This is a genomic window from Pseudooceanicola marinus, from assembly GCF_002786295.1.
Taxonomy (GTDB): domain Bacteria; phylum Pseudomonadota; class Alphaproteobacteria; order Rhodobacterales; family Rhodobacteraceae; genus Pseudooceanicola; species Pseudooceanicola marinus.
Genome location: NZ_PGTC01000029.1, coordinates 2064 through 23011 on the forward strand (window position 1 = coordinate 2064; position 20948 = coordinate 23011).

Annotated in this window: 22 protein-coding genes; 13 read left to right on the forward strand and 9 right to left on the reverse strand. The window is 65.8% G+C overall.

All coding sequences use genetic code 11. The features are described from left to right. The 4 genes from CVM50_RS19345 to CVM50_RS19355 all read left to right on the forward strand — a co-directional run. On the forward strand, window positions 1-1512 hold a 1512-nt coding region (locus CVM50_RS19345; protein ID WP_232618305.1), incomplete at its 5' end, for a DNA cytosine methyltransferase. Beyond that, window positions 1497-1667, forward strand: coding sequence for a hypothetical protein (locus tag CVM50_RS21585; protein WP_157792246.1), 171 nt, complete (start codon window positions 1497-1499; stop codon window positions 1665-1667). The genes CVM50_RS19345 and CVM50_RS21585, both read left to right, overlap by 16 nt. A 112-nt stretch (window positions 1668-1779) precedes the next feature. Then, the gene (locus tag CVM50_RS19350) at window positions 1780-1992 is read left to right on the forward strand and encodes a helix-turn-helix transcriptional regulator (RefSeq protein ID WP_085887047.1); all 213 of its coding nucleotides are present in this window, start codon (window positions 1780-1782) and stop codon (window positions 1990-1992) included. Continuing rightward, window positions 1989-3011, forward strand: a complete 1023-nt coding sequence (locus CVM50_RS19355) for a tyrosine-type recombinase/integrase (RefSeq protein ID WP_085887048.1) — start codon at window positions 1989-1991, stop codon at window positions 3009-3011. Before CVM50_RS19350 ends, CVM50_RS19355 begins: the two co-directional genes overlap by 4 nt. A 148-nt stretch (window positions 3012-3159) precedes the next feature. On the opposite strand, the gene CVM50_RS21590 is transcribed toward CVM50_RS19355, so the two are convergent. From CVM50_RS21590 to CVM50_RS19370, 4 genes are all read right to left on the reverse strand, one after another. Then, entirely contained in the window at window positions 3160-3495 is a 336-nt protein-coding gene (locus CVM50_RS21590) for a hypothetical protein (protein ID WP_143515582.1), read from the reverse strand. A 1000-nt stretch (window positions 3496-4495) separates the two neighbouring features. Then, window positions 4496-5356 (reverse strand): acyl-homoserine-lactone synthase, encoded by an 861-nt coding sequence (locus tag CVM50_RS19360; RefSeq protein WP_085887049.1) that lies wholly within the window; start codon window positions 5354-5356, stop codon window positions 4496-4498. Window positions 5357-5463: 107 nt separating this feature from the next. Further along, complete coding sequence (locus CVM50_RS19365) at window positions 5464-6165, reverse strand: autoinducer binding domain-containing protein (RefSeq protein WP_085887050.1); 702 nt, start codon at window positions 6163-6165, stop codon at window positions 5464-5466. Window positions 6166-6357: 192 nt separating this feature from the next. Continuing rightward, complete coding sequence (locus CVM50_RS19370) at window positions 6358-7893, reverse strand: NAD(P)H-hydrate dehydratase (protein WP_232618306.1); 1536 nt, start codon at window positions 7891-7893, stop codon at window positions 6358-6360. 183 nt (window positions 7894-8076) lie between these two features. On the opposite strand from CVM50_RS19370, the gene CVM50_RS19375 reads away from it, so the two are divergent. Together CVM50_RS19375 and glnA are read left to right on the forward strand one after the other, a co-directional pair. Continuing rightward, window positions 8077-8415, forward strand: coding sequence for a P-II family nitrogen regulator (locus tag CVM50_RS19375; RefSeq protein WP_085887052.1), 339 nt, complete (start codon window positions 8077-8079; stop codon window positions 8413-8415). Window positions 8416-8442: 27 nt separating this feature from the next. Beyond that, window positions 8443-9849 (forward strand): type I glutamate--ammonia ligase, encoded by a 1407-nt coding sequence (gene glnA / locus CVM50_RS19380; protein ID WP_085887053.1) that lies wholly within the window; start codon window positions 8443-8445, stop codon window positions 9847-9849. Window positions 9850-10044: 195 nt separating this feature from the next. Here glnA and CVM50_RS21595 read toward each other — a convergent pair whose 3' ends face one another. Continuing rightward, the gene (locus CVM50_RS21595) at window positions 10045-10500 is read right to left on the reverse strand and encodes a hypothetical protein (RefSeq protein WP_143515583.1); all 456 of its coding nucleotides are present in this window, start codon (window positions 10498-10500) and stop codon (window positions 10045-10047) included. Here CVM50_RS21595 and CVM50_RS19385 point away from each other — a divergent pair. After that, complete coding sequence (locus tag CVM50_RS19385; RefSeq protein WP_085887054.1) at window positions 10499-11509, forward strand: hypothetical protein; 1011 nt, start codon at window positions 10499-10501, stop codon at window positions 11507-11509. The genes CVM50_RS21595 and CVM50_RS19385 overlap by 2 nt on opposite strands. Before the next feature lie 113 nt (window positions 11510-11622). On the opposite strand, the gene CVM50_RS19390 is transcribed toward CVM50_RS19385, so the two are convergent. Then, window positions 11623-12402: a heme-dependent oxidative N-demethylase family protein gene (locus tag CVM50_RS19390; RefSeq protein ID WP_085887055.1), complete on the reverse strand. Its 780-nt coding sequence runs from the start codon at window positions 12400-12402 to the stop codon at window positions 11623-11625. 232 nt (window positions 12403-12634) lie between these two features. Between CVM50_RS19390 and CVM50_RS19395 the strand changes: the two genes are divergently transcribed. Further along, the gene (locus tag CVM50_RS19395) at window positions 12635-13108 is read left to right on the forward strand and encodes a GNAT family N-acetyltransferase (protein ID WP_085887056.1); all 474 of its coding nucleotides are present in this window, start codon (window positions 12635-12637) and stop codon (window positions 13106-13108) included. A gap of 83 nt (window positions 13109-13191) precedes the next feature. Here the strand turns inward: CVM50_RS19395 and CVM50_RS19400 are convergent, their stop codons facing one another. Continuing rightward, window positions 13192-13797: a biotin transporter BioY gene (locus tag CVM50_RS19400; protein ID WP_085887057.1), complete on the reverse strand. Its 606-nt coding sequence runs from the start codon at window positions 13795-13797 to the stop codon at window positions 13192-13194. Window positions 13798-13987: 190 nt separating this feature from the next. Beyond that, the gene (locus CVM50_RS19405; RefSeq protein WP_100148556.1) at window positions 13988-14410 is read right to left on the reverse strand and encodes a DUF6314 family protein; all 423 of its coding nucleotides are present in this window, start codon (window positions 14408-14410) and stop codon (window positions 13988-13990) included. Window positions 14411-14562: 152 nt separating this feature from the next. On the opposite strand from CVM50_RS19405, the gene purB reads away from it, so the two are divergent. From purB to CVM50_RS19425, 5 genes are all read left to right on the forward strand, one after another. Then, window positions 14563-15870: an adenylosuccinate lyase gene (gene purB / locus CVM50_RS19410; RefSeq protein WP_085887058.1), complete on the forward strand. Its 1308-nt coding sequence runs from the start codon at window positions 14563-14565 to the stop codon at window positions 15868-15870. 230 nt (window positions 15871-16100) lie between these two features. Beyond that, a complete protein-coding gene (locus CVM50_RS21600; RefSeq protein WP_157792247.1) occupies window positions 16101-16256 on the forward strand; it encodes a hypothetical protein in 156 nt (51 codons plus the stop codon). Window positions 16257-16334: 78 nt separating this feature from the next. Further along, on the forward strand, window positions 16335-17393 hold the full coding sequence (locus CVM50_RS19415; RefSeq protein WP_085887059.1) for a flagellar motor switch protein FliG: 1059 nt from the start codon (window positions 16335-16337) through the stop codon (window positions 17391-17393). 488 nt (window positions 17394-17881) lie between these two features. Continuing rightward, the gene (locus CVM50_RS19420) at window positions 17882-18826 is read left to right on the forward strand and encodes a DMT family transporter (protein ID WP_085887060.1); all 945 of its coding nucleotides are present in this window, start codon (window positions 17882-17884) and stop codon (window positions 18824-18826) included. A 50-nt stretch (window positions 18827-18876) separates the two neighbouring features. After that, the gene (locus tag CVM50_RS19425) at window positions 18877-19812 is read left to right on the forward strand and encodes a lysophospholipid acyltransferase family protein (protein WP_085887061.1); all 936 of its coding nucleotides are present in this window, start codon (window positions 18877-18879) and stop codon (window positions 19810-19812) included. A gap of 90 nt (window positions 19813-19902) precedes the next feature. Here the strand turns inward: CVM50_RS19425 and CVM50_RS19430 are convergent, their stop codons facing one another. Then, a complete protein-coding gene (locus CVM50_RS19430; RefSeq protein WP_232618307.1) occupies window positions 19903-20637 on the reverse strand; it encodes a DUF1223 domain-containing protein in 735 nt (244 codons plus the stop codon). Window positions 20638-20948 lie beyond the last annotated feature (311 nt).

Consider the following 20948-nt stretch of genomic DNA (forward strand, 5'->3'; position numbering starts at 1 on the left):
GAGTGGAAGACCTGGGGCCCGGTGATCGAGACCCCGCGCGGGCCGATGCCCTGCCCGCAGCGGCGGGGCGAGACGTTCGAGCGGTGGCGCAAGGCCATCCGCAAGTTGGGCGGCAAGATGGAGACGCGCGAGTTGCGGGCCTGCGACTACGGCGCGCCCACGATCCGCAAGCGGCTCTTCGTCATCATCCGCTTTGACGGCCAGACCATTGTCTGGCCCGAACCGACCCACGGGGCGCCGGACGATCCCCGCGTGATCTCGGGCAAGCTGCAGCCCTGGCGCACCGCCGCGGAGTGCATCGACTGGTCGATCCCCTGCCCCTCGATCTTCGACAGCGCCGAGGAGATCCGCGCGCGCCTCGGTCTGCGCGCCGTGCGCCCCCTGGCCGACAACACCCTCGCGCGCATCGCCCGGGGCGTGGCCCGCTACGTGCTGGAGGCCGAAGCGCCCTTCCTGGTGGTTACTCACTCCATCGTGAGCTCAAGGAACATTGCCCCCTCCATTAGCGGACATACGTACGTTTGCGCGAATGGTACGGCAGATTGCTGCTGTCATCTGGACCGCCTCACTTGCCGGTGCCAAATTGGTGCTGGCTCGGACACACACACCTGCGTGTTTCAGAAGGACCGACGCATTCAAAGCCAAGGCTTTGCTGTGCCATTCGCACCATCCCCCTCCAAGGATGCGATTTTGAGCCCGGTTCCGACCTACGCTCAGCAGGGCGGGAACACCCGCGACGCCACGCTGCCCCTGCACACCATCTGCGCCAGCACGAAGGACCAGAACGCCGTCCTGCTGCCGACGCTGATCCAGACCGGTTACGGAGAACGCCAAGGCCAGGCGCCCCGCGCGCTGGACATCGGCAGGCCGCTCGGGACCATTGTCGCCGGGGGCGCCAAACATGCCGCCTGCGCTGCCTTCCTGGCCCAGCAGAACGGCGGGCCGCGCATGGGTGCCCACGCAGGACACGACGCGCGCGATCCGCTCTCCACCGTGGCCGCCAGCGGCAGCCATCAGACGCCCGTCGCCACCTTCTTCGCCAAGTACTACGGCACCGGCGACGGCGCCCGCACCGATGCGCCCTGCCACACGATCACCGTGAAGGACCGGATGGCGCATATGCAGGCCGCCCTGCAGGCCCCGCCCTTCACGGCAGCGCACGAAACTCGCGCCCGCGAAGTGGCCGAGTTCCTGCGGTCCCACGGCGCCTGGGACGGCGGCGACCTGGTCACCCTCGACATCGCCGGCACCCGCTACGTCATCGCCGACATCGGCATGCGGATGCTCACCCCGCGCGAGCTCTTCACCGCCCAGGGCTTCCCCACCGACTACGTGATCGAGGGCGTCTGGGAGCAGGACGATAGCGGCGCGTGGGACTGGCGCAGCTTCACCAAGAACACCCAGGTCAGCTGCGTCGGCAACTCCGTCTGCCCGCCCGTCGCCGCGGCGGTGGTTAAGGCGAACTGTGGGCAGCTGGCTGAGAAGGAGGACCTGCAATGCTTGATGAATTGACGGGCTACCAAGCCGAAGAAGTCGGACGACTGCATAGCATCGGCGCTCGCGCCCGGTCGCTTGCGCAGGAGGCTTCCCCTGCGCTGCGAAACGTCTGCGTCGCCATCCTGGGCGAGACGAAACTGATGATCAAAGAAATCAGGGAGGGCCGCTAATGCTAGTGCATTCAACTCTTCTAGGTCGACCCGCCGTCCGAGCTTGGAACCTTCCTTGCTCAAGCTTACACGCCGTATCCCCCAAACACCCGTCATCAGAACGGACAAAGCGATGAGCCGCCCCCGCCCCAAACTCGCGGTGACCGACAAGGAGGCTGCGCATATGCTCTCGCTGCCCTTGGGAGAATTCAACAAGCTCGTAAAGGCAGGGGCTTTGCCTAGGCCAATTCTCCTTGCCAGCAAACACCCAAGATGGCCAGTGAAGACGCTCGACGCTGTGCTGTCGAGCGCAGCACTTGATGACGATAACGAATTCGAGACATGAAACGCCCTGACCTGCCCTACCTGGAATTCAAGACCGTCAAAGGTCGAGAATACATCTACTTCCGTAAAGGCAAGTATCGCAGACGGCTGCCCTCCAACCCCGACAGCGAAGAGTTCAGCATCGAGTATTGGGCAACCCGCAATGGCCAGCGGAAGCGTCAGGTAAAGACCACCTGGCATGCGCTGATAACCAGCTACTTTCAGAGCGCAAACTACAGGAGCCTCTCGAAGGGTTCGAAAGCCAACTACAGACGCCATTGTGAAGAGATCCGTGAAAAGAACGGTGACAAGGACATGCGCGCCTTTCGGCGAAAGCACGCTCTGGCGGCACGTGACGCTCTCCAAGACACATGGTCCAAAGCCAATGAGAGGGTCGCCGTACTGTCGATCCTGTGCAAGCACGCCGTCGACCTGGAATGGATTGAACGAAACCCGGTGGAAGGCATCGAAAAGTTGAAGGGCGGCGAGTACGCGCCCTGGCCAGATGAAGCTCTAAGTGCCTTCACGAAGCTCTGTGAAGAAAAGAATCTGAACCTTGCTCGGACTGCGTTCGAATTGGCCATCGGCACGGGCCAGCGCCTCGGGGATTGCATCAAGATGAAGTGGTCTGACCTCGACGGTGAGTACATCCGCGTCACACAAGAAAAGACCGGAGCTGATCTTTGGATCTACTGTCCCACTCGCCTGCGCCAATACCTCGACGAGCTTCCTCGCATGGGGGACTACATCCTTGCGAACGGATCATCAGGACCAGTCGGCAAGCGGCAGATACAGAAAGCAATTCAAACTGTGAGAGAAGAGATCGGCGCCATGCACGGCTCTGGGCGACTTGTTCCACATGGCTGGCGGTACACGGCGGCGGTGCAGCTCTCGGAAGCGGGCTGCAGCGACGCGGAGATCCAGGCAGTGACCGGCCACAAAACTCTTGCCATGGTCCAGAAGTACCGCGCCAAGGCAAGCCAGAAGCGGGCCTCCAAGGCAGCACAGAAGCGTCGAGAAGAATGGCAGGAAGATCCATGAAAGCGTTTCGCAGGTTGGCACTTTGCCCCGCAAATGTCCTGCGAACTCTTCACCCTCAAGCCACTGATTTAAATTAAAAATTCTGAAATTTAGGTTCTGGCGCCTTTGGCGTGGGGGTTCGAGTCCCTTCACCCGCACCACCTTGAAATCATCGAGCATTGTCGGGACGCTCGTTTCCTGGGCGCCGCGAAGCTGGAATGGTTTCGCAATTCGTCTCGCACTGTCCCGATTTATCCTTGCTTCGTTGCCGCTTCTGCTGGGCCCGTTTGGACGCCTTCTTCTGGGCTGCGTCAGAGGCATATTTTTTCGCCATTTCAATTACCTGGCGCCCGGTGACCGCTTTATTTTCGGAAATGTCAGTGCCCGCGACGGCTCGCTCCTTGACCGCAATGTAGTGCCACCCATGGTCGACGTCGTTCTCTAGCGGCATGCGGCGCGGGACCGGGTGTTCTTCGGCCACTTCGGCACCGGCGGGGTGCAGCATGCGACGGAAGTCACGAGCGGGCGCGGCAGCGGACCCAGCGGATGGCAGGGCCGCCCCAGCCAAAAGCAAAAGGCGCGACGGGGCTCAAAGTGTGGGGACATTCAAAATCCGTCGCGCCCCGCAGTCGGGGTGGGTTTCCCTTCCACCCGAGATGCGAAAGCGAAGTCATTCGCCTGCGCGCTTAATGCCCCGGTCTCAGAAGGAATGTCAAACGGTTGTTTAGCACCTCTGATATTCACGCCCCCGGATCAGCGCAGGCTCGGCCGGGCGTTCTCCGGCCCGACCTCGGCCGCCGCCAGCCCCGTCCAGGCAGGGATGCCTGCGCGCCCCACCCAGAGGCAGCAGGGGCATGGCGCATCACCCTCAGGCCAGGGCCGGGGTGGACGACAGGGCTGGCCGGCACCGCACGTTATCATGCGCTTCCCCTCGCGGTGACAATTGCCTTCCCCATGGGCGCGCGGCTTGCCCCGGGCGTCGCTGTCAGGGAAGACCGCCGCCTAGCCCCTCACGGCATGCGCATGCTGCGCCACGTCACTCTCTGGACCGACGTTGCGGCCCTGCTCCTGACGGCCCTCGCGCCGTAGCAGGCGCGATCTTCCTCGGGCTGCGCATGCAGTCCTTCCGTGGCAGAGACGGACGTCTGCCTGGCGCCGGGGCTCTTCCCCGGGTCCGTCGGCCGACTTGGATGCAGCGCGAGATATTTTCCGTGCCGCCCCCGATCCGCCGCGCGTGCGCGCGTGCGCGCGTGCGCGCGGCAAACACATCCACCGGCCCCCAGGGCGCAAGGGAAACACCCGGGAACCGGCAGATTGGGAACGTGTAACAACTGCCCTCCCCGGCCCGGCAGTCGGGGATGGCGGATCCGGGTCCAGCGCAGGCACCCCCACGTGCCTTCGTCAAACCCGATTGGATCAGGGGCCGAAGCTGATCGGTCCCGGAGAGAGGCCCAAAGTCAGGCCAACTGTCAGGCCAACTGTCACGCCAACTGTCGGGCCCGGTATCAGACCTTGTTCAGGCTCAACGTGTCTTCAGGGAGCATCCCGGCGGCCTGAAGGGTTGCAACCAGATCCAGCGCCGCCGTGCGCTCGCTCGTGGAAGAGGCGGCCCCCAGTTGCTCCTGGCACCAGGCCTGAAGCGCGGAGGGGGTGGCTGCCGCGTCCTCCGAGGCGAATTGCGCCGGCGCCGGCACCACGGTGGCCTCCGAACGGGTTTCAGCCCCGTCTTCCAGCGCCCGTGCGGTCGCATCATCGACGAAGATATCGCCCTCGATCCCGGCGAAGGCGCGGATGCGGTTGATGCGCTCGTCGGTGCAGTCCAGCAGCGCCGCCATGGCGGATGTCTTGCCCATGGGCTTGGTCGAACCGACATAGCCGTAGGGCACGCAGTCGGAGCGTTTCAGCACCCGGTTCATGATCGGGTCGATCACGGTGACGATGTCGGTGATGCCCGAATCCCGCGCGAATTCCAGCGAGCCGGCCATCAGTTCACAGGTGGCGTAGCTGACAGAGTTGCGAGATTTCCCGCCGCTCAGCCGGTCGGTATCCACGCAGAACCGTGTCGATTCCCAGAGCGTCGGGCTGCGCAGCGGCGGCTCACCGTCCAGGATGTCCGAGAAGACATCCGACAGCATGTGCGGGCCGGTTGTCTGCAAGGCCCGGACACAGGCCACCACATGCCCATCATCGTCCAGGCCCAGCACATAGGCCGGATCAAGAGAATCGAATTCATCGATTTCCTTGCCATCCTCGACCACCACGTCCCATCCCAGGCGGTCCTTGAAAACACGCGCACGCAGCGCGAACATCTCGTCAATCAGGTTGCTGTAGCGATGCCGATTGAGTCCGTCGACAATTAGGATCATTCTGACCCCTCCAATTCATTCCCACGAATGAAGGAGTATGCCGATCGCCGCAGCCATTCTATTAGGGAAATCCCTTACCCTGCCCCAGAGCCAGGAAACAAAGGGGTTCAGCCGGGGTGGATCAGTCCGAGGCTGATCGCGCGGCCCACGGCCTGGGCGGTGGTCAGCGCCCCCAGCTTGGTCCGGCTGGACCGCAGGTGCACCTCGACCGTCCGGCTGGAAATCGTAAGGATGTCGCCGACATCCTGCTGGGTCTTTCCGGCGGCAATCCATTGCAGCACGTCGGTTTCGCGCTGCGACAGGGCCGGATGGGTCAACCGGCGCACCATGTCATGAGATTGCACCACATGATCATGCAGGTGCACGGCCGCGGCCTGAAGATCCGAGAGGATGCTGGATTTCAGCAGCTGCCATTCCCGTTCGGAACAATCCCGAGTGACGCTGAACAGCCCGATGTCGCCGTAGGGCCCGCGCACCGGGATGGTCAGCCCCTGCTTGGAAATCCCGAAATCATGCGCGGCATGGAAGATCGTGTCGAAGGCCTCTTCCCGATGCAGGCGTTTCCAATCCACCGGGGAAATGCTGCGGCTGGCGGCCAGCAAGGTCGGATCCCTGTGCTGGAAATTCTGATCGACGTAGAGTTGTTGCCATTCGTCGGGATAGTTGACGAAACCATGCACCGTCTGCGCAATCGGGTTGACCCCGGCATAGGCCGCGTAATCGAGCTGGTGCGTGTCACACACGGTATCCAGAAACTGCCTGAGATCGTTCGCAGGCGCGTTGCGTTTACTGAGATCGATGACAGCCAAAAGTCTCTCGCGTTAACCGTAAGGTCCCAACATCAAGTGCCGACAATGCAGGATAGCTCTCCTATGAATTGTCGGGATCGGCTCGCAAAGCAACCGAAAAGGCATCTTGCAATGGCCTGACCTGGTCTCGATACCACGAATAGGAACAAGTCAAAAAGGGATGACGCGGCCGAGTGCCGCCTGCTTTGCGCGTCAACCGCCCTGCAATGCCCCCAGGACATGCGGCAGCATCTCCGGCAGGTCTTCGGCGATCAGGCCGGGGCCGAAGCGGCGGGCGCATTCGGCATGCACCCAGGCGGCGGTCGCGGCGGCGTCCAGCGGGGCGAACCCGCGGGCCAGAAGGCCGCAGATGATCCCCGACAGAACATCCCCGGCCCCGGCCGTGGCCAGCCAGGGGCAGGCCCGGTCACGCAGGGCGGCATTGACCCGCGCCGCGCCGTCGGCGCCGACAATCACCGTGTCGGCCCCTTTCAGCAGGACCACGCAGCCGGCCCGGTCCGCCGCCTGCCGCACCACATCCAGCTTCGACAGGGCCGGACCGCGATCCGCGGGCGCCTTGGCGGCCTCCGCCAGGTCCGGGAAGAGCCGGGCAAATTCGCCCCAATGGGGCGTCATCACCACCGCCTGCCCGCGCGTCGCGGCAAGAAGCGCCTCCGGATCCTCGGCAAACAGACTGAGGGCGTCGGCGTCCAGCACCGTGCGCCGCCCGGCAGCCAGGGCCGTCAGGACCAGCGCACGCGCGCGATCACCCGTGCCCAGCCCGGGGCCGAGGCAGATGGACGTGAAGCGCGGGTCGTCGGCCAACAGGGTGCCGAGCGCATCGGCGTCGGGGATCCGCGCCAGCATCAGCGCGGTGATCTGCGATGCAACCTCCATCTGCGCGGCGGGGGGCACGCCCAGGGTCACCAGTCCGGCCCCCATGCGCAGCGCCGCGCGGGCCGACAGGCGGGCGGCACCGGTGCGCCCTGCCCCGCCGGTCAGCACCAGCGCATGGCCGGATGTGAACTTGTGCCCCGCAGGATCCTTCTGCGCGGCCGGGCGGCACGCTTCCCGCTCGACCAGCTGCGCAACGGGCCCGCCGGCCCGCTCCGCGTCCCGGCCCCCGTCCAAGCCGATATCTGCCACGGCCAGCGCCGGGCTCAGCGCCGCGCCCTGCCCCAGCATGTGCCCCGGCTTGGCGGTATGGAAGGTCACCGTCAGGTCCACGGCGCCCACATCGACGCCGCCCAGCATCCGGCCGCTGTCGGCATCGAGACCCGAGAGAATGTCGACTGCCACGCGCCGCCGCCCCGCCGCCAGGACCTGCCGCAGAGCAGTCGCCAGATCCGCCGCCAGGGGGCGCGCCAGACCGGTCCCGAAAAGGGCATCCACCGCCAGATCGACCGGCGCTGCGTCCAGCCGATCCAGCAGGCTGTCCAGGTCGAGCACGGCGCCCCGTACTGCCCATTGCGCGTGCATCTCGGCCGCATCGCCCGAAAGGCAGGCAGGATCGCCCAGCAGGCCGAGCTCCACCTGCCAGCCGCGGTCGACAAGATGTCTTGCCACGACGAAACCATCGCCGCCGTTGTTTCCCGGCCCGCAGAGAATCGCCGCACGCGGGTGATCGGCCTCGCAAAGCTCTGGCCAGTAACGATAAATCTCCGAAACCACCGAACTTCCGGCGGTCTCCATGAGGTCCAGACCGCGGCATTCCCCGGCGGCCATGGCCGCCCCTTCCACGGCCCGCATCTGTGTTCCGGTCAGGAGATTTGACATAACTTTCCCAAACTGCACAAATTTTACGCTCACCGCCACTTTTTCGCGCGGCATTTTCGCGCCATCTCTGGCCTCTCCTCCGGTTTCCCTCTAGCCAATTGTGAGGGCGCTGCGAAAGTGGTCTGACCGATGCGACGTTACTGTGAGGAGTATCCCATGAAGAAGATCGAAGCGATCATCAAGCCGTTCAAGCTTGATGAGGTGAAGGAGGCGCTTCAGGACGTGGGCGTGCAGGGGCTCTCCGTGATCGAGGTCAAGGGCTTCGGTCGCCAGAAGGGCCACACCGAACTTTATCGCGGAGCAGAATATGTCGTCGATTTCCTTCCGAAGGTGAAAATCGAAGCCGTCCTCGACGACGACCAGGTGGATGGTGCGATCCAGGCGATCATCGACGCCGCCAAGACCGAGAAAATCGGCGACGGCAAGATCTTCGTGTCGCCGATCGAACAAGCCATTCGCATCCGCACCGGCGAGACCGGTACGGACGCACTTTAAGAGACTCAAAACCGAAGGGAAAAGGGAATGAGCAAGGACAAGGTTCTGAAGCTGATCGCTGACGAGGATATCGCCTACGTCGACATCCGCTTCACCGACACGCGCGGCAAGCTGCAGCACGTCACCGTGATGGCAGATCAGGTCGACGAAGACTTCCTCGACGAAGGCTTCATGTTCGACGGGTCGTCCATCGCCGGCTGGAAGTCGATCGAAGCATCCGACATGAAGCTGATGCCCGACACCGAGTCGGTCTACATCGACCCTTTCTATGCCGAGAAGACCCTGTGCGTTCACTGCACGGTCGTCGAGCCCGACACCATGGAGCCCTACGAGCGTGACCCGCGCGGCACCGCTCAGAAGGCCGAAGCCTACCTGAAGTCTTCCGGCATCGGCGACACCGCCTTCATGGGCCCGGAAGCTGAATTCTTCCTGTTCGACAACGTCAAGTTCTCGGTCGCCATGAACAAGGTGTCCTACGAGGTCGACGCGCTGGACGCCGCCTGGAACACCGACACCGACTACGAAATGGGCAACACCGGCCACCGTCCCGGCGTCAAGGGCGGCTACTTCCCGGTCAACCCGATCGACGACGGCCAGGACATCCGTGCCGAGATGCTCTCGACCATGAAGCGTCTGGGCATGAAGGTCGACAAGCACCACCACGAAGTGGCGTCCTGCCAGCACGAGCTGGGCCTGATCTTCGACAGCCTGACCAAGCAGGCCGACGAACTGCAGAAGTACAAGTACGTCATCCACAACGTGGCCCAGGCCTACGGCAAGTCGGCCACCTTCATGCCGAAGCCGATCGCCGGCGACAACGGCACCGGCATGCACGTGAACATGTCGATCTGGAAGGACGGCAAGCCGCTCTTCGCAGGTGACAAGTATGCCGACCTGTCCGACGAAGCCCTGTTCTTCATCGGCGGCATCCTGAAGCACGCCAAGGCCCTGAACGCCTTCACCAACCCGTCCACCAACTCCTACAAGCGCCTGATCCCCGGCTTCGAAGCCCCGGTTCTGCGCGCTTACTCGGCCCGCAACCGTTCCGGCTGCGTCCGTATTCCGTGGGCGGAATCCCCCAAGGCCAAGCGCGTCGAAGCTCGCTTCCCCGATCCTTCGGCCAACCCCTACCTGTGCTTCGCGGCCCTGCTTATGGCCGGCCTGGACGGCATCAAGAACAAGATCCATCCCGGCGACGCGATGGACAAGAACCTGTACGACCTGCCGCCCGAAGAGCTGGCCGACATCCCGACCGTCTGTGGCTCGCTGCGCGAAGCCCTGACTGAGCTGGAAGCCGACATGGACTTCCTGCTGGCCGGCGACGTCTTCACCAAGGACCAGATCGAAGGCTACATCGGCCTGAAGATGGAAGAGCTGGAAATGTACGAGCACACCCCGCACCCCGTGGAATACGCTCTGTACTACTCCTGCTGATCCCCATCACCGGGACAGTGACGGAAGGGGCGCCCATCAGGGCGCCCCTTTTGCGTTGCGCCCCTACCCTGCGATGCGCTGCTGCGGCGCGCCCTGCCCCATCGTCCGACCGATCTGCGGCATCCGAGGGACGCGCCGCGGCGCCGGGACGGGCGCACGGCGCCTCGTAACGCGCAACACGCGCCCGGCTCGACCCTATCCATTGGGATAGGCCGATCCTACCAAAGGACCCTTGGGATGGACCTGCGCGCCATTGACGGTAAACTCGTCGCAGCAGGCCCCAATCCGGGCAAATAGGTTAATTCCTCCGCCACAATCCCGCCACATTGCGGCGCGAAGCGGGATCGAAAGGGCGCCCTTGCCGCAGTTTCGACCGCATTTTACACGCAGCGCGTGTATCCGATTCTGCCCGCTATCCTGACCCTCAAACGCATCAATGGCCCAAGTCGCTGTATACAGCGCCAACCGGCCCAATTGCGGCGCAAAGACGGCAAGGTCGCCACACCCACGCCGCACTGTGGCGCGAACCGGGCCGATCGCCATGAAAATTCCTAACCAACTGTGAATTTCCCGGCTTTGCGTCCAACTTCCTCCCGATTCGCCCGCCAGGATGTCCTTAATCGAGAGCAAACCACGGAAAGACAGTTCCATGTCTCATACCGCCCAATGCCACCAAGCCGGCCTGATCTTCACCGACGACAGTGACGTGACGGTCGAACATCTGCTGGATCCGGTGAAATTCGTCCTCAGCGCCTTCGGGCAGCAGGGTGATGTCGTACAGGTCGATTTCGACCAGGCCGCCATCGCCTCGCAATCGGTTCTGGTCGAGCTTCAGATCTTCGATGCGCCCGAAGCGGACCCCGATACCCTGCGGGTCCTGTCCTCCGGCCCGCGCACCCACCTCAGCGACGCCTCGCGCCAAGCGCTGGAGAACCCGACGTTCTGGATCCACGTCTCGGTCTGCGACACCTCCTACGACGACAACCGCCACCCCGAGGCCTCCAAGGCCCTGCTGGCCGAACTCGTGCATCGACTGATCGCCGAGACCGGCGCGCCCTTCGTGCAGTGGCTGGACCGCGAGACCGTGCTGACCTCCGCCCGCTTCCAGTCGGCCTTCACGCCGATCTCGATGCGCGACACCGATGTCAGCCCGCTGCAGCACCCTATGCATCCCAGCCGCGCCGGCGGTGGCATGGCCAGCAGCATGGCCTCGACCCCCGTACGGCCCACCCTGGCGGCGGCCGTCTTCCCCGAGATCCAGTCGGAAACCGGTCACCTGGACGAACGGTTCGACGCCCTGCGCGAAGAACTGAAGGCACGGCGCCAGAACACCTGGGTCGGCACTGATCCCGCCGGTGTCACCAGCCGTTCCATGGCCTCCGAGGACGAACTGCGCGAGGTCTTCCGCGCCGACCTGGAACTGGACGAGGAAGACGACCCCAAGCGCCTGGAACACAAGGTGGCCATCTATACGATCAACGCCGCCGTGGCCCTGGTGAACCCGCCTGTTGCCGGGGCCCTGCTGGCCTACAACGTGATCAAGGGCGAAGACTTCCGCATCTCGACCCATGCCATGACCCTCTCGGCCGTCTTCGCTGTCGTGGGCACCGGCGCGACACAGGCCATGGCCGACACCCTGGCCTGGCTGCCCCTGCTCTGAGGCAGCCAGTGGCCCCCGCGGGGCCGCTCTCGATGTCCTTCTCCGACCCTTCGGACACCGCCTGCCCTCGGCAGGCGGTTTTTTTCTTGCCCGGCGGTCCGCGGGTTCGGGGGTCAGGCGCGGATCATGAAGGTGTGGATGCCAAAAGCCACCGCGCGGCTCTCGGGCAGGCGCCACAGGCTCTGGCGCTCACTGCGGATATAGGCGCCGTCCTCGGGGTGGCGCTGCGCGGGCGGTGCGTTTTCCGACACCGGCGCAAAGAGCGTCGGCGCCGCGTAGCGCAGGTGGTTGGCCCGCCACAGCGGCCGCCCGGGCTGGATCCCGTCAAAGAGACGCTGCACGCGCCGCGCCAGCATCTCGTCGTAGACCGGCACCGGCACATGGATGCGTAGCAGGGGCTGGCGAAATTTCTCCGCCAGAGTCCAGCTGGCGGGGAAGCAGAGCACGGCGCCGGTCAGCACGTGTTCGTCGCCGCGTTTCTCCATCAGGCAGAAGTCCTGCTGCACCAGCCGCCCGATCAGCGCCAGCGGCGCCTCGGGCGCGGGATCCGTGCCCGCCGCCAGAGGGACGCGCCCCCCATCCGGGCGGGTCACATGGCTGTCCCCAACCTCGTAGTCAGGCCGCGCCCGCAGCGCCTCCAGCACCTCGGCCAGCAGCTCCTCGGCGGCAGGTCGGGCGGCTGGGTCGCAGGCCAGCACCTTGTCGGTATGGCTCATCAGCAGGGCCTCGCGCTCGGCCATCTGGGCACCGAAAGCCTCATCCACCAGAATCCAGTCAGCGGGATCCATCGGCGCCACGCCCGGCAGGCGCGCGGGCACCTCGAAAGGCAGTCCGGCCTGCAGGATCTCCCGTATCGTCAGGTTGCCCTGACGTTCCCTGGTCTCACCGCTCATCCCTGACACTCCGCTGGCCGGTCTTCCGACGCCAAGGCTATGCGCTCCGCCATCGGCAGGCCAGACGTACGGGGCGAAAGCTGCGGGTCCCGCAGCGGCATTGCCACTGCGCTCGGCAGATGCGGGGCAATGACATCACGCAGGCCTGATCGCCCTCTCGGATCCGTGGCTTGACCGGACCGCGCCCGGCCCGAAGAGTGCCGGCACCCCGCCGCAACCTGGACCCCGCCCCATGGCCCCACAGATCACCTTTGCCCGCCTGCCAGACGTTCCCCTGGCGGAGATCACGGCGCAGATGAACGATCCGCGCGTCGGCGCCCACATGCCGCTTCTGCAAGGGACATGGGACGAGGCGACCACGCGCCGCTTCGTCGCGGCGAAGGAAGCCTGCTGGGCCCGCGACGGGTTGGGGCACTGGGCGTTTCTGGGGGACGGCCAGTACCTTGGATGGGGCGGCTTCCAGAAGGAGGGCACGGAATGGGATTTCGGGTTGGTCCTGACACCGGAGCATTTCGGGGCCGGGCTGCAGATTGCTCGCCAGGCGCTGGCCTTCGCCCGGGCCGATCCCCGCATTCCCTTCGTCACCTTCCTGCTGCCGCCCAGCCGGCGGAGCTTCGGCGCGCTGGCGCGTCTGGGCGCGCGCGAGCTGGGACCGGTCCGCTATGATGGCGAGACCTTCCTGAAATACCGCCTCGAGACCACCTGACAGGCCCCGCCGTCTTCCGGCGGCGCCCAAGCAAAAGGGGCGCCCCGCAGGACGCCCCTCATGATCTTGCAATCCTGTCCGGATCAGCCGCGGGCGCGGCCCACCAGTTTCCAGGCCAGCGGCAGCACCAGGGCGGCCAGCGCCAGCTTCAGCGCGTCGCCGAAGATGAAGGGCGTCAGGCCCCAGGCGACGATCGGCTGGTCCCAGCCATAAAGCGCGCCCAGCCAGGCCAGGCCGGGGACGTAGAGCACGACATTGCCGATCAGCATCGCCAGCGCCATCCACAGGACCGACCGGTCCCAGCCGCGACGCGCCAGCACGCCCAGCACCACGGTGGCCATCACGTAGCCCAGCAGGTAGCCGCCGGTGGAGCCCATCATGTAGCTGACGCCGTTCAGGTCGGCGGTCGAGCTTTGGAAGACGTCGAAGCCCAGCATGCCGATCAGCATGTAGCCCATGATCGTCACCAGGCCGAGGCGTGCGCCATAGGCCGCGCCGAGGCCCAGCACGGCGAAGGTGCCCATGCCGATGGCGACGGGAGAGCCAGGCACCGGCACCTGGATCTTGGCCATGATCGTCAGCAGGGCGATGCCCATGACGACCAGAACGGCCTGTTTCAGACGCAGCGCGCTGCCTTCGGTCGGGCCGAAGGTCTCGCTCAGCACCTGTTCATTCATAGCGTGGGACATGGGTACGTCCTCTCCATTGCCTCCAGTGTCATCACTTCACTGATGCCCGAAGCCGCAGCGCAGCGCAAGTTTTGAGCAGCGTCGGAGCGGCTGCAAATTGCAAATCCGTCCGGACAAACCCCTGCGGAATTGCAAAGTCTGCAAACTTTGCAAGGCCGGAACAGCGCCCGCCCTGTCCCTCCGGGGCTACTCAGCCGGGCTGATGCAGGCTCTCCATCCGATAGTCCTTGCGCGGCCCGCGCACCTCCCAGGTGCAGCGCCAGCGGGGCCAGTCGGCGAAATCATAGACCACGTCGTAGACATCCGGCGGACAGTCGTGATGCGCCTGTGCCCCGGCGCCCGAAGGATCGAAGTCGTGGAAATATCGGCCATCCTCGAAGAGGACCGTGATCCGTGCGCCCTGCCCCTGCCAGAGATAGCGGCGCGTGGCGCTCAGCACCGGCCCGTCGCCCAGGCGCAGCTGGCCGGTTTCCTCCCAGATCAGGCCCCCTGCGGGATCGGCGCGCAGATCCGCCCGGCCGTCGAACCGACCCATGGTGCCCGCCCGCCGGTCGGTGATGACCCGCGAGATCCGCCAGCCCCCAGCGAAGGCATTGATGTTCCGTGCCGTCATGGCCCGCTCCTTCTGCCATTCCCCCTCTCTATCCCGCCCCCCAACCCGAGAAAAGAAGCATGGATAGTCCGCATGACCCCACGGCGCTTGTCCCGACGCCCGGCCTCGCTTATGAGGCCCCCAAACCTTGCCTGGCCAGAAGGATGCTGCCGATGATCCCCCGTTATGCCCGCAAAGAGATGACCGACATCTGGGAGCCCGCCACCAAGTTCAAGATCTGGTACGAGATCGAGGCCCATGCCTGCGACGCCCAGGCCGATCTGGGCGTCATCCCGCGCGAGAATGCCGACGCCGTGTGGAAGGCCAAGGATGTCGAATTCGACGTGGCCCGCATCGACGAGATCGAGGCCGTCACCAAGCATGACGTCATCGCCTTCCTGACCCACCTGGCCGAACACGTCGGCTCCGAAGAGGCGCGTTTCGTCCACCAGGGCATGACCTCCTCCGACGTGCTGGACACCTGCCTGAACGTCCAGCTGGTCCGCGCCGCCGACCTGCTGCTGGCCGACATGGACAAGGTGCTGGCCGCGCTGAAGAAACGCGCGATGGAACACAAGATGACCGTGCGCGTCGGCCGCTCCCACGGGATCCACGCCGAACCCACCACCATGGGCCTGACCTTCGCCCGCTTCTACGCCGAGATGGACCGCAACAAGGCCCGACTGCAGGCCGCCCGCGAAGAAGTTGCCACCGGCGCGATCTCCGGCGCCGTCGGCACCTTCGCCAACATCGACCCGGCGGTCGAGGAGCACGTCTGCGCCAAGCTGGGCCTGAAGCCGGAGCCGATCTCGACCCAGGTGATCCCGCGCGACCGTCACGCCATGTTCTTCGCCACTCTGGGCGTCATCGCCTCCTCGATCGAAAACGTCGCGATCGAGATCCGCCACATGCAGCGCACCGAGGTTCTGGAAGGGGCCGAGTTCTTCTCCATGGGCCAGAAGGGCTCCTCGGCGATGCCGCACAAGAAGAACCCGGTGCTGACCGAGAATCTGACGGGCCTTGCCCGCCTCGTCCGCATGACCGTCGTGCCGGCGATGGAGAATGTGGCGCTGTGGCACGAGCGGGACATCTCGCATTCTTCCGTCGAGCGCGGCATCGGCCCCGACGCCACCGTGACCCTGGACTTCGCCCTGAACCGTCTGGCAGGCGTCGTCGACAAGATGATCATCTATCCCGAGAACATGCTGGCGAACATGAACAAGTTCCCCGGTCTGGTGATGTCGCAGCGCGTGCTTCTGGCCCTGACGCAGGCGGGCGTGTCGCGCGAAGACGCCTATTCCATGGTGCAGCGCAACGCGCTGAAGGTCTGGGAAGAACGCCTCGACTTCCGCGAGCTGCTGCTGGCCGACGAGGAGGTCGTGGCGGCCCTGGGCGTCGACGGCATCAACGAGAAGTTCGACATGGAGTATCACACCAAGCACGTCGACACGATTTTCAAACGGGTCTTCGGCGAGAGCTGATCCCCGCGACAGGAAGCGACATACAGCGGCGCCCCTCGGGGGCGCCGTTTGCCTTTGCGGGACCGACAGATGGGGGCGCTGCCCCCCGCCCCGCCTGCGGCGCGGCGCCCCCCGGAGTATTTTCAGCCATCGTATGGGAGCAGGGGCGGCGCAGGCGGCGTCGGAGCGCCCGGAATTTCGGGTTTCGGTCCCTTCGTGCTATGCTGGCGCCATCAGACGGAGGATTTGCCATGAAGACCCTGCTCGTCACCACCCTTCTTACCTTCACCATCGCCGCGCCCCTGCAGGCCAGTTGCGCCTGGCATGAACAGCAGGCCAGCACCTGCGGCGAGGGCCTGACGTGGAACGCCGACAGCCAGAGCTGCGAGAAGATCGTCACCGGCTGAGGCGAGGCTTCGCCGCGATTTCAGCCTTTCTTCACGCTTCCCTGATTAGCTGCCCCCCGCACGCTGAATGAGGGGATCATGGGCGATCTGGCACCGCTGGCGCAGTTTGCGCCCTCTCCGGCCTCGCCGGGGCAGATGACTCGCAAACAGAAGGCCGCGGTAATCATCCGGCTGCTGCTCAGCCATGGGCTGGATGTCCCGCTGAAGGAACTGCCGGACGAGGTTCAGGCAGAGCTGACCCTGCTTCTGGGCAGCATGCGCCACATCGACCGCAGCACGCTGTCCGGCGTGGTCGACGAGTTCGTCGAGGAGTTGGAGGCCCTGGGCCTGACCTTCCCCCGCGGTGTCGCCGGGGCGCTCTCGGTGCTGGACGGCAAGATTTCCCCCCACACGGCGGCGCGGTTGCGCAAGGAGGCCGGGGTGCGCCAGACCGGCGATCCCTGGGACCGGGTGCGCGCCCTCGATCTGAAGAAGCTGCAACCGATCGCCGAGAGCGAGTCGATCGAGATCGCCGCCGTGATGCTGTCGAAGCTCGACACCGGCAAGGCGGCGGAACTGCTGTCGAAACTGCCCGGCCCTCGCGCCCGGCGCATCGCCTATGCGATCTCGCTGACCTCCGGCATTTCCCCCGAGGCGCTGGACCGGATTGGCCTGTCTCTGGCCAGCCAGCTGGACGCCCAGCCCGACAGCGTTTTCGACAAGGATCCCGTCGAACGGGTGGGCGCGATCCTCAACTTTTCGACCGCCGCCACCCGCGACGACGTGCTGGAAGGTCTCGATGAGACCGACAGCGACTTTGCCGAGCGGGTGCGCAAGGCGATCTTCACCTTCACCAACATTCCCGCCCGCGTGGCCCCGCGCGACATCCCCAAGGTGGTGCGCCAGGTGGATCCCGGCATGCTGGTCACGGCGCTCGCCGCCTGCAACGGGGCGGAGGAAACGGCCACGGCGGACTACGTGCTGGGCAATATGTCGGCTCGCCTGGCCGACAGCCTGCGCGAAGAGGTGAACGATCGCGGCAAGGTGAAACCGAAAGATGCGGAAGAGGCGATGAACTCCGTGGTGTCCGCCATCCGCGAGCTGGAAGCCGCCGGCGAGTTGCTGCTGCTGGCGGGAGACGAGGACGAAGAGGGCTGATTGCAGGGGGCTGTCCTGGACGACGTGCGGCCCGCTCCGCCCATGCTCGCCCACCGTCATCGGGTCCAGCGACCCCGATCCCCCGGGCCGGACAGGACGCCGTCGCAGGATTACCCCTCCTTGCCGAGGGGCGGCGGCGCCTCCCGGCCAAGGTTCCGGAATCATCGCCTCCGCTCACCCGGGCTCGGTCTTCTCTTTGCTGTAAGTCTCCCGGAGACTGGGCCGCTCCCGGGACGCGTCTAGGGAACGATTTCAGCGATGGAGGCGCGCGGGCCTGGACCCGAGCCAGCAGGACGCAAGAGGGGCAGAGCCCGCTGCCGTGGCGCCCGGAACGCACGCCGCGCGATGTCTCCCCCAGTTTTTCCCGCTCACCTCCGTCCTCCCCGCAGGAACTCGCCCGTCCTGGTCCGCGCTTGTGCAGCCCCCGCGCTCTGGACACGCCTGCACGCGGCCCCTACCGTCCGCCGGACACGCGACCCGAGGCCCCAATGTCCAACGATCCCACCCACACCGGCCGTGCCATCCTGCTGATGATCATGGCGATTTTCTGCTTCAGTTCGATGGATGCCTGCGCCAAGGCCATCGCGGCGGAAAGCAACACGGTCATGGCGCTCTGGGCGCGCTACGCCGGCCAGGTCGTGCTGGTGCTGGCCATCGTCGCGCCTCGGCTGCGGCAGGTGGCGCGCACCCAGTTCCCGAAACTGCAGTTCTTCCGCTCGGTCTGCCAGCTGACGGCAACCTCGGCCTTCTTTCTGGGGCTGAACCACCTCGGGCTGGCGGAAAGCACGGCGATCATGGACATGAACCCCGTGCTCATTACCCTGGGCGCGGCGCTGTTCCTCGGCGAACGGCTGGGCCCGCGCCGCCTGATGGCCATCGTCGCGGCCCTGGTGGGGGCGATGATCATCATCCGCCCCGGCAGCGCCGTCTTCTCGCCCGCGGCCCTCTTCCCGCTGACCGCCGCCCTGGCCTATGCCGGCTTCGCCCTGGCCACCCGCCACATCGGGCATCGCGAGGATCCCTGGACCTCGCTGCTCTACTCCGCCCTGCTGGGCTCGCTGGTGCTGTCGATGCTGCTGCCAGCCTACTGGGACCTGCCCTCGCTGAAAGTCGCGCTGCTGATGCTGGCGCTGGCCGGGCTGGGCACCTCGGCGCAGCTGCTGCTGATCCGCTCGCTGTCGCTGGGCGAGGCGGCGATGCTGGCGCCCTTCTCCTACGCCGGGCTGATCTCGGCCACCTTCTGGGGGATCGTCGTCTTCGGCGAATACCCCGACCGGGCGACGGTGATCGGTGCGCTTGTGATCGTCAGCGCCGGGGTCTATGTCTGGCACCGCGAAACCCGCGCCGCCCGCGCGCCGGCGCTGGCAGAGGTGAAGGTGGCCCCGGCGCCGGAAACCCCGGTCCTGCCCGACAGCGCGGATCCCCGGGACTAGGCGCGGCAACCGTCCCGACCCGAGACAGAGCCCGAGAGACCGCCCGCCCCATGGCCAAGCCCGTCGTCACCGACCCCGCCCAGTTGCCCCCCGCACAGCGCCTCGGCCAGTACCTGGTCAACCTCGGCCTCGGCGGCATGGTGCGCCTTGGCCTGGCGCTGCCCTATCGGGTCCGTGTGCCCCTGGTCGGCTGGCTGGTGTCGCGCCTGGTGGCGCCGCTGGCGGGCTACAACCGCCGTATTCGCGACAACCTGGCCCTGGTGCGCCCGGACCTGTCGCCGGAGGAGGTGCGGCGCATGGAACGGGCGGTCACCGACAATGCCGGCCGCACCCTGATCGAGATCTACTCGGGCCCCGAGTTCAAGGCGCGCCTGGCCAATGCCCCCCTCGACGGGCCGGGCCTGGCCGCGCTGGATGCCGCGCGCGCCGCCGGGCGCCCCGTCATCCTGGTCTCCGGTCACTTCGGCAATTACGACGCCTTCCGCGCCAAGATCGCCGCGCGCTACGGCGATGTCGGCGCGCTTTACCGGCCGCTGAACAACCTCTTCTTCAACCGCCACTACGTACGCGCGATGGAATCCATCGCAACGCCGCTTTTCCCGCGCGGACGGCGCGGGCTGGCGGAGATGGTGAAATACCTGCGCGGCGGCCATATCGTTGCGCTGCTGTCGGACCAGTATTTCGGCCAGGGCGCCGACCTGACCTTCTTCGGCCGCCCGGCGAAGACCGCCACCTCGGCCACCGAGATGGCGCTGAAATACGACGCCGAAATCCTGCCGATCTACGGCATCCGCCAACCCGACGGGCTGTCCTTCCACATCCGGGTAGAGGCGCCCCTGCCCCACAGCGATCCGGAAACCATGTCCCAGGCGCTGAACGACTCGCTGGAAGAGATGACGCGGGCGCATCCCGAGCAATGGTTCTGGGTGCATCGGCGCTGGAAACAGAAGACGCCGAAACAGCCCAAGGCCCGCAACCGCAGCTGAGGGCCGGCGCCCCTGCCAGGTCCCGCGATAGGCAAAAGGCGCCTGCCGCTCGGCACGCGCCTTATTTCATCAGGAGGAAACGGGATTGGATCAGGGCAGCCGGGCCGCGGCCTCGATCGGGCCCATGCCGGCGCGCTGCACCAGCACGGCACCGGGGCGGTCCTGGACGGGATCGAAGGCCAGCTTCAGGGGCGCGCGCCCGTCCCAGTCGGCCACCGGGCGCCAGAAGGTCACCACGTTCACGTAGTCGATCCGCGCGCCGGCATTCTCGCCGCGCAGAATCTCCACCTGCTTGTGCGGCAGGTAATGGACCAGGGTGACCTGCATCGGGCCTGCTGCCAGACCCTCGGTCGGCAGGACCTCCAGGTGGTAACCGCCCCCGGCGGCCTTGCCCACCTCGACCCGCACCGATTTCGGGCGCAGGCGCGCCCGGGCGATCTCATCGGCCACCTCGACCTCATGGGCGCCCTTCACGAACCCCTGGCCGTCGATGATCATCTGCGGCGTATAGACCATGCGCGAGCCCTGGGCGCGGGCATAGGCCTTCTGACGGCGGGTGAACATCGGGTCGGCCAGGCCGTCCTTCCAGCCCAGGTAATCCCAGTAATCGACATGCAGCGACAGCGGTAGGACCTGGGGATGATGCACCATCTCCTGCAGCATCCGGTCCGCCGGCGGGCAGGAGGAGCAGCCCTGCGAGGTGAACAGCTCGACCACGACCGGAGAGGTTTCGGCGGGCGCATCCTGCCCGGGCGATACGCTGACCGTCTGTGCCCAGGCCGGCCCTGCGGCCAGCATGCCACCGACGGACAGAAGCCCTGCCACCATCGCGTCCCTGCGGCTTGCGACCATCCTTCACACTCTCGTCTGCAAAATTCCCGTTGCAAGATACCTAGCCAAGACGCCCCTCAACTGCCAATCAAGGTTTTGCGAGAGGCCGGAAGACGGGCGCAATCTGTGACCCTTTGGTCAGGGCCGATGCCGCCGCGCCCCCCGCCGCACCCTGCTTGAGGCCCCTCAGGGCCAGCGGTGAGCCGCCCGATCCGACGATTTGTGTGCAAAGGTATACTAAAATTGCCGATGCCCCCTTGATCGCTCCCCCCCGATGGGGCAGAAGCTGAACACAGCACGAACCC

Bases quoted from the DNA above. Each gene is read 5' to 3' on its own strand.
- CVM50_RS21600 (WP_157792247.1), top strand. From the start codon at position 16,101: ATGAAGACCCTGCTCGTCACCACCCTTCTTACCTTCACCATCGCCGCG.
- CVM50_RS19390 (WP_085887055.1), bottom strand. From the start codon at position 12,402: ATGAGCGGTGAGACCAGGGAACGTCAGGGCAACCTGACGATACGGGAG.
- CVM50_RS19350 (WP_085887047.1), top strand. From the start codon at position 1,780: ATGAGCCGCCCCCGCCCCAAACTCGCGGTGACCGACAAGGAGGCTGCG.
- CVM50_RS19395 (WP_085887056.1), top strand. From the start codon at position 12,635: ATGGCCCCACAGATCACCTTTGCCCGCCTGCCAGACGTTCCCCTGGCG.
- CVM50_RS21590 (WP_143515582.1), bottom strand. From the start codon at position 3,495: ATGCTGCACCCCGCCGGTGCCGAAGTGGCCGAAGAACACCCGGTCCCG.
- CVM50_RS19415 (WP_085887059.1), top strand. From the start codon at position 16,335: ATGGGCGATCTGGCACCGCTGGCGCAGTTTGCGCCCTCTCCGGCCTCG.
- glnA (WP_085887053.1), top strand. From the start codon at position 8,443: ATGAGCAAGGACAAGGTTCTGAAGCTGATCGCTGACGAGGATATCGCC.
- CVM50_RS19385 (WP_085887054.1), top strand. From the start codon at position 10,499: ATGTCTCATACCGCCCAATGCCACCAAGCCGGCCTGATCTTCACCGAC.
- CVM50_RS19425 (WP_085887061.1), top strand. From the start codon at position 18,877: ATGGCCAAGCCCGTCGTCACCGACCCCGCCCAGTTGCCCCCCGCACAG.
- purB (WP_085887058.1), top strand. From the start codon at position 14,563: ATGATCCCCCGTTATGCCCGCAAAGAGATGACCGACATCTGGGAGCCC.
- CVM50_RS19370 (WP_232618306.1), bottom strand. From the start codon at position 7,893: ATGCGGGCCGTGGAAGGGGCGGCCATGGCCGCCGGGGAATGCCGCGGT.
- CVM50_RS19375 (WP_085887052.1), top strand. From the start codon at position 8,077: ATGAAGAAGATCGAAGCGATCATCAAGCCGTTCAAGCTTGATGAGGTG.
- CVM50_RS21595 (WP_143515583.1), bottom strand. From the start codon at position 10,500: ATGGAACTGTCTTTCCGTGGTTTGCTCTCGATTAAGGACATCCTGGCG.
- CVM50_RS19400 (WP_085887057.1), bottom strand. From the start codon at position 13,797: ATGTCCCACGCTATGAATGAACAGGTGCTGAGCGAGACCTTCGGCCCG.
- CVM50_RS19355 (WP_085887048.1), top strand. From the start codon at position 1,989: ATGAAACGCCCTGACCTGCCCTACCTGGAATTCAAGACCGTCAAAGGT.
- CVM50_RS19405 (WP_100148556.1), bottom strand. From the start codon at position 14,410: ATGACGGCACGGAACATCAATGCCTTCGCTGGGGGCTGGCGGATCTCG.
- CVM50_RS19420 (WP_085887060.1), top strand. From the start codon at position 17,882: ATGTCCAACGATCCCACCCACACCGGCCGTGCCATCCTGCTGATGATC.
- CVM50_RS21585 (WP_157792246.1), top strand. From the start codon at position 1,497: ATGCTTGATGAATTGACGGGCTACCAAGCCGAAGAAGTCGGACGACTG.
- CVM50_RS19360 (WP_085887049.1), bottom strand. From the start codon at position 5,356: ATGATCCTAATTGTCGACGGACTCAATCGGCATCGCTACAGCAACCTG.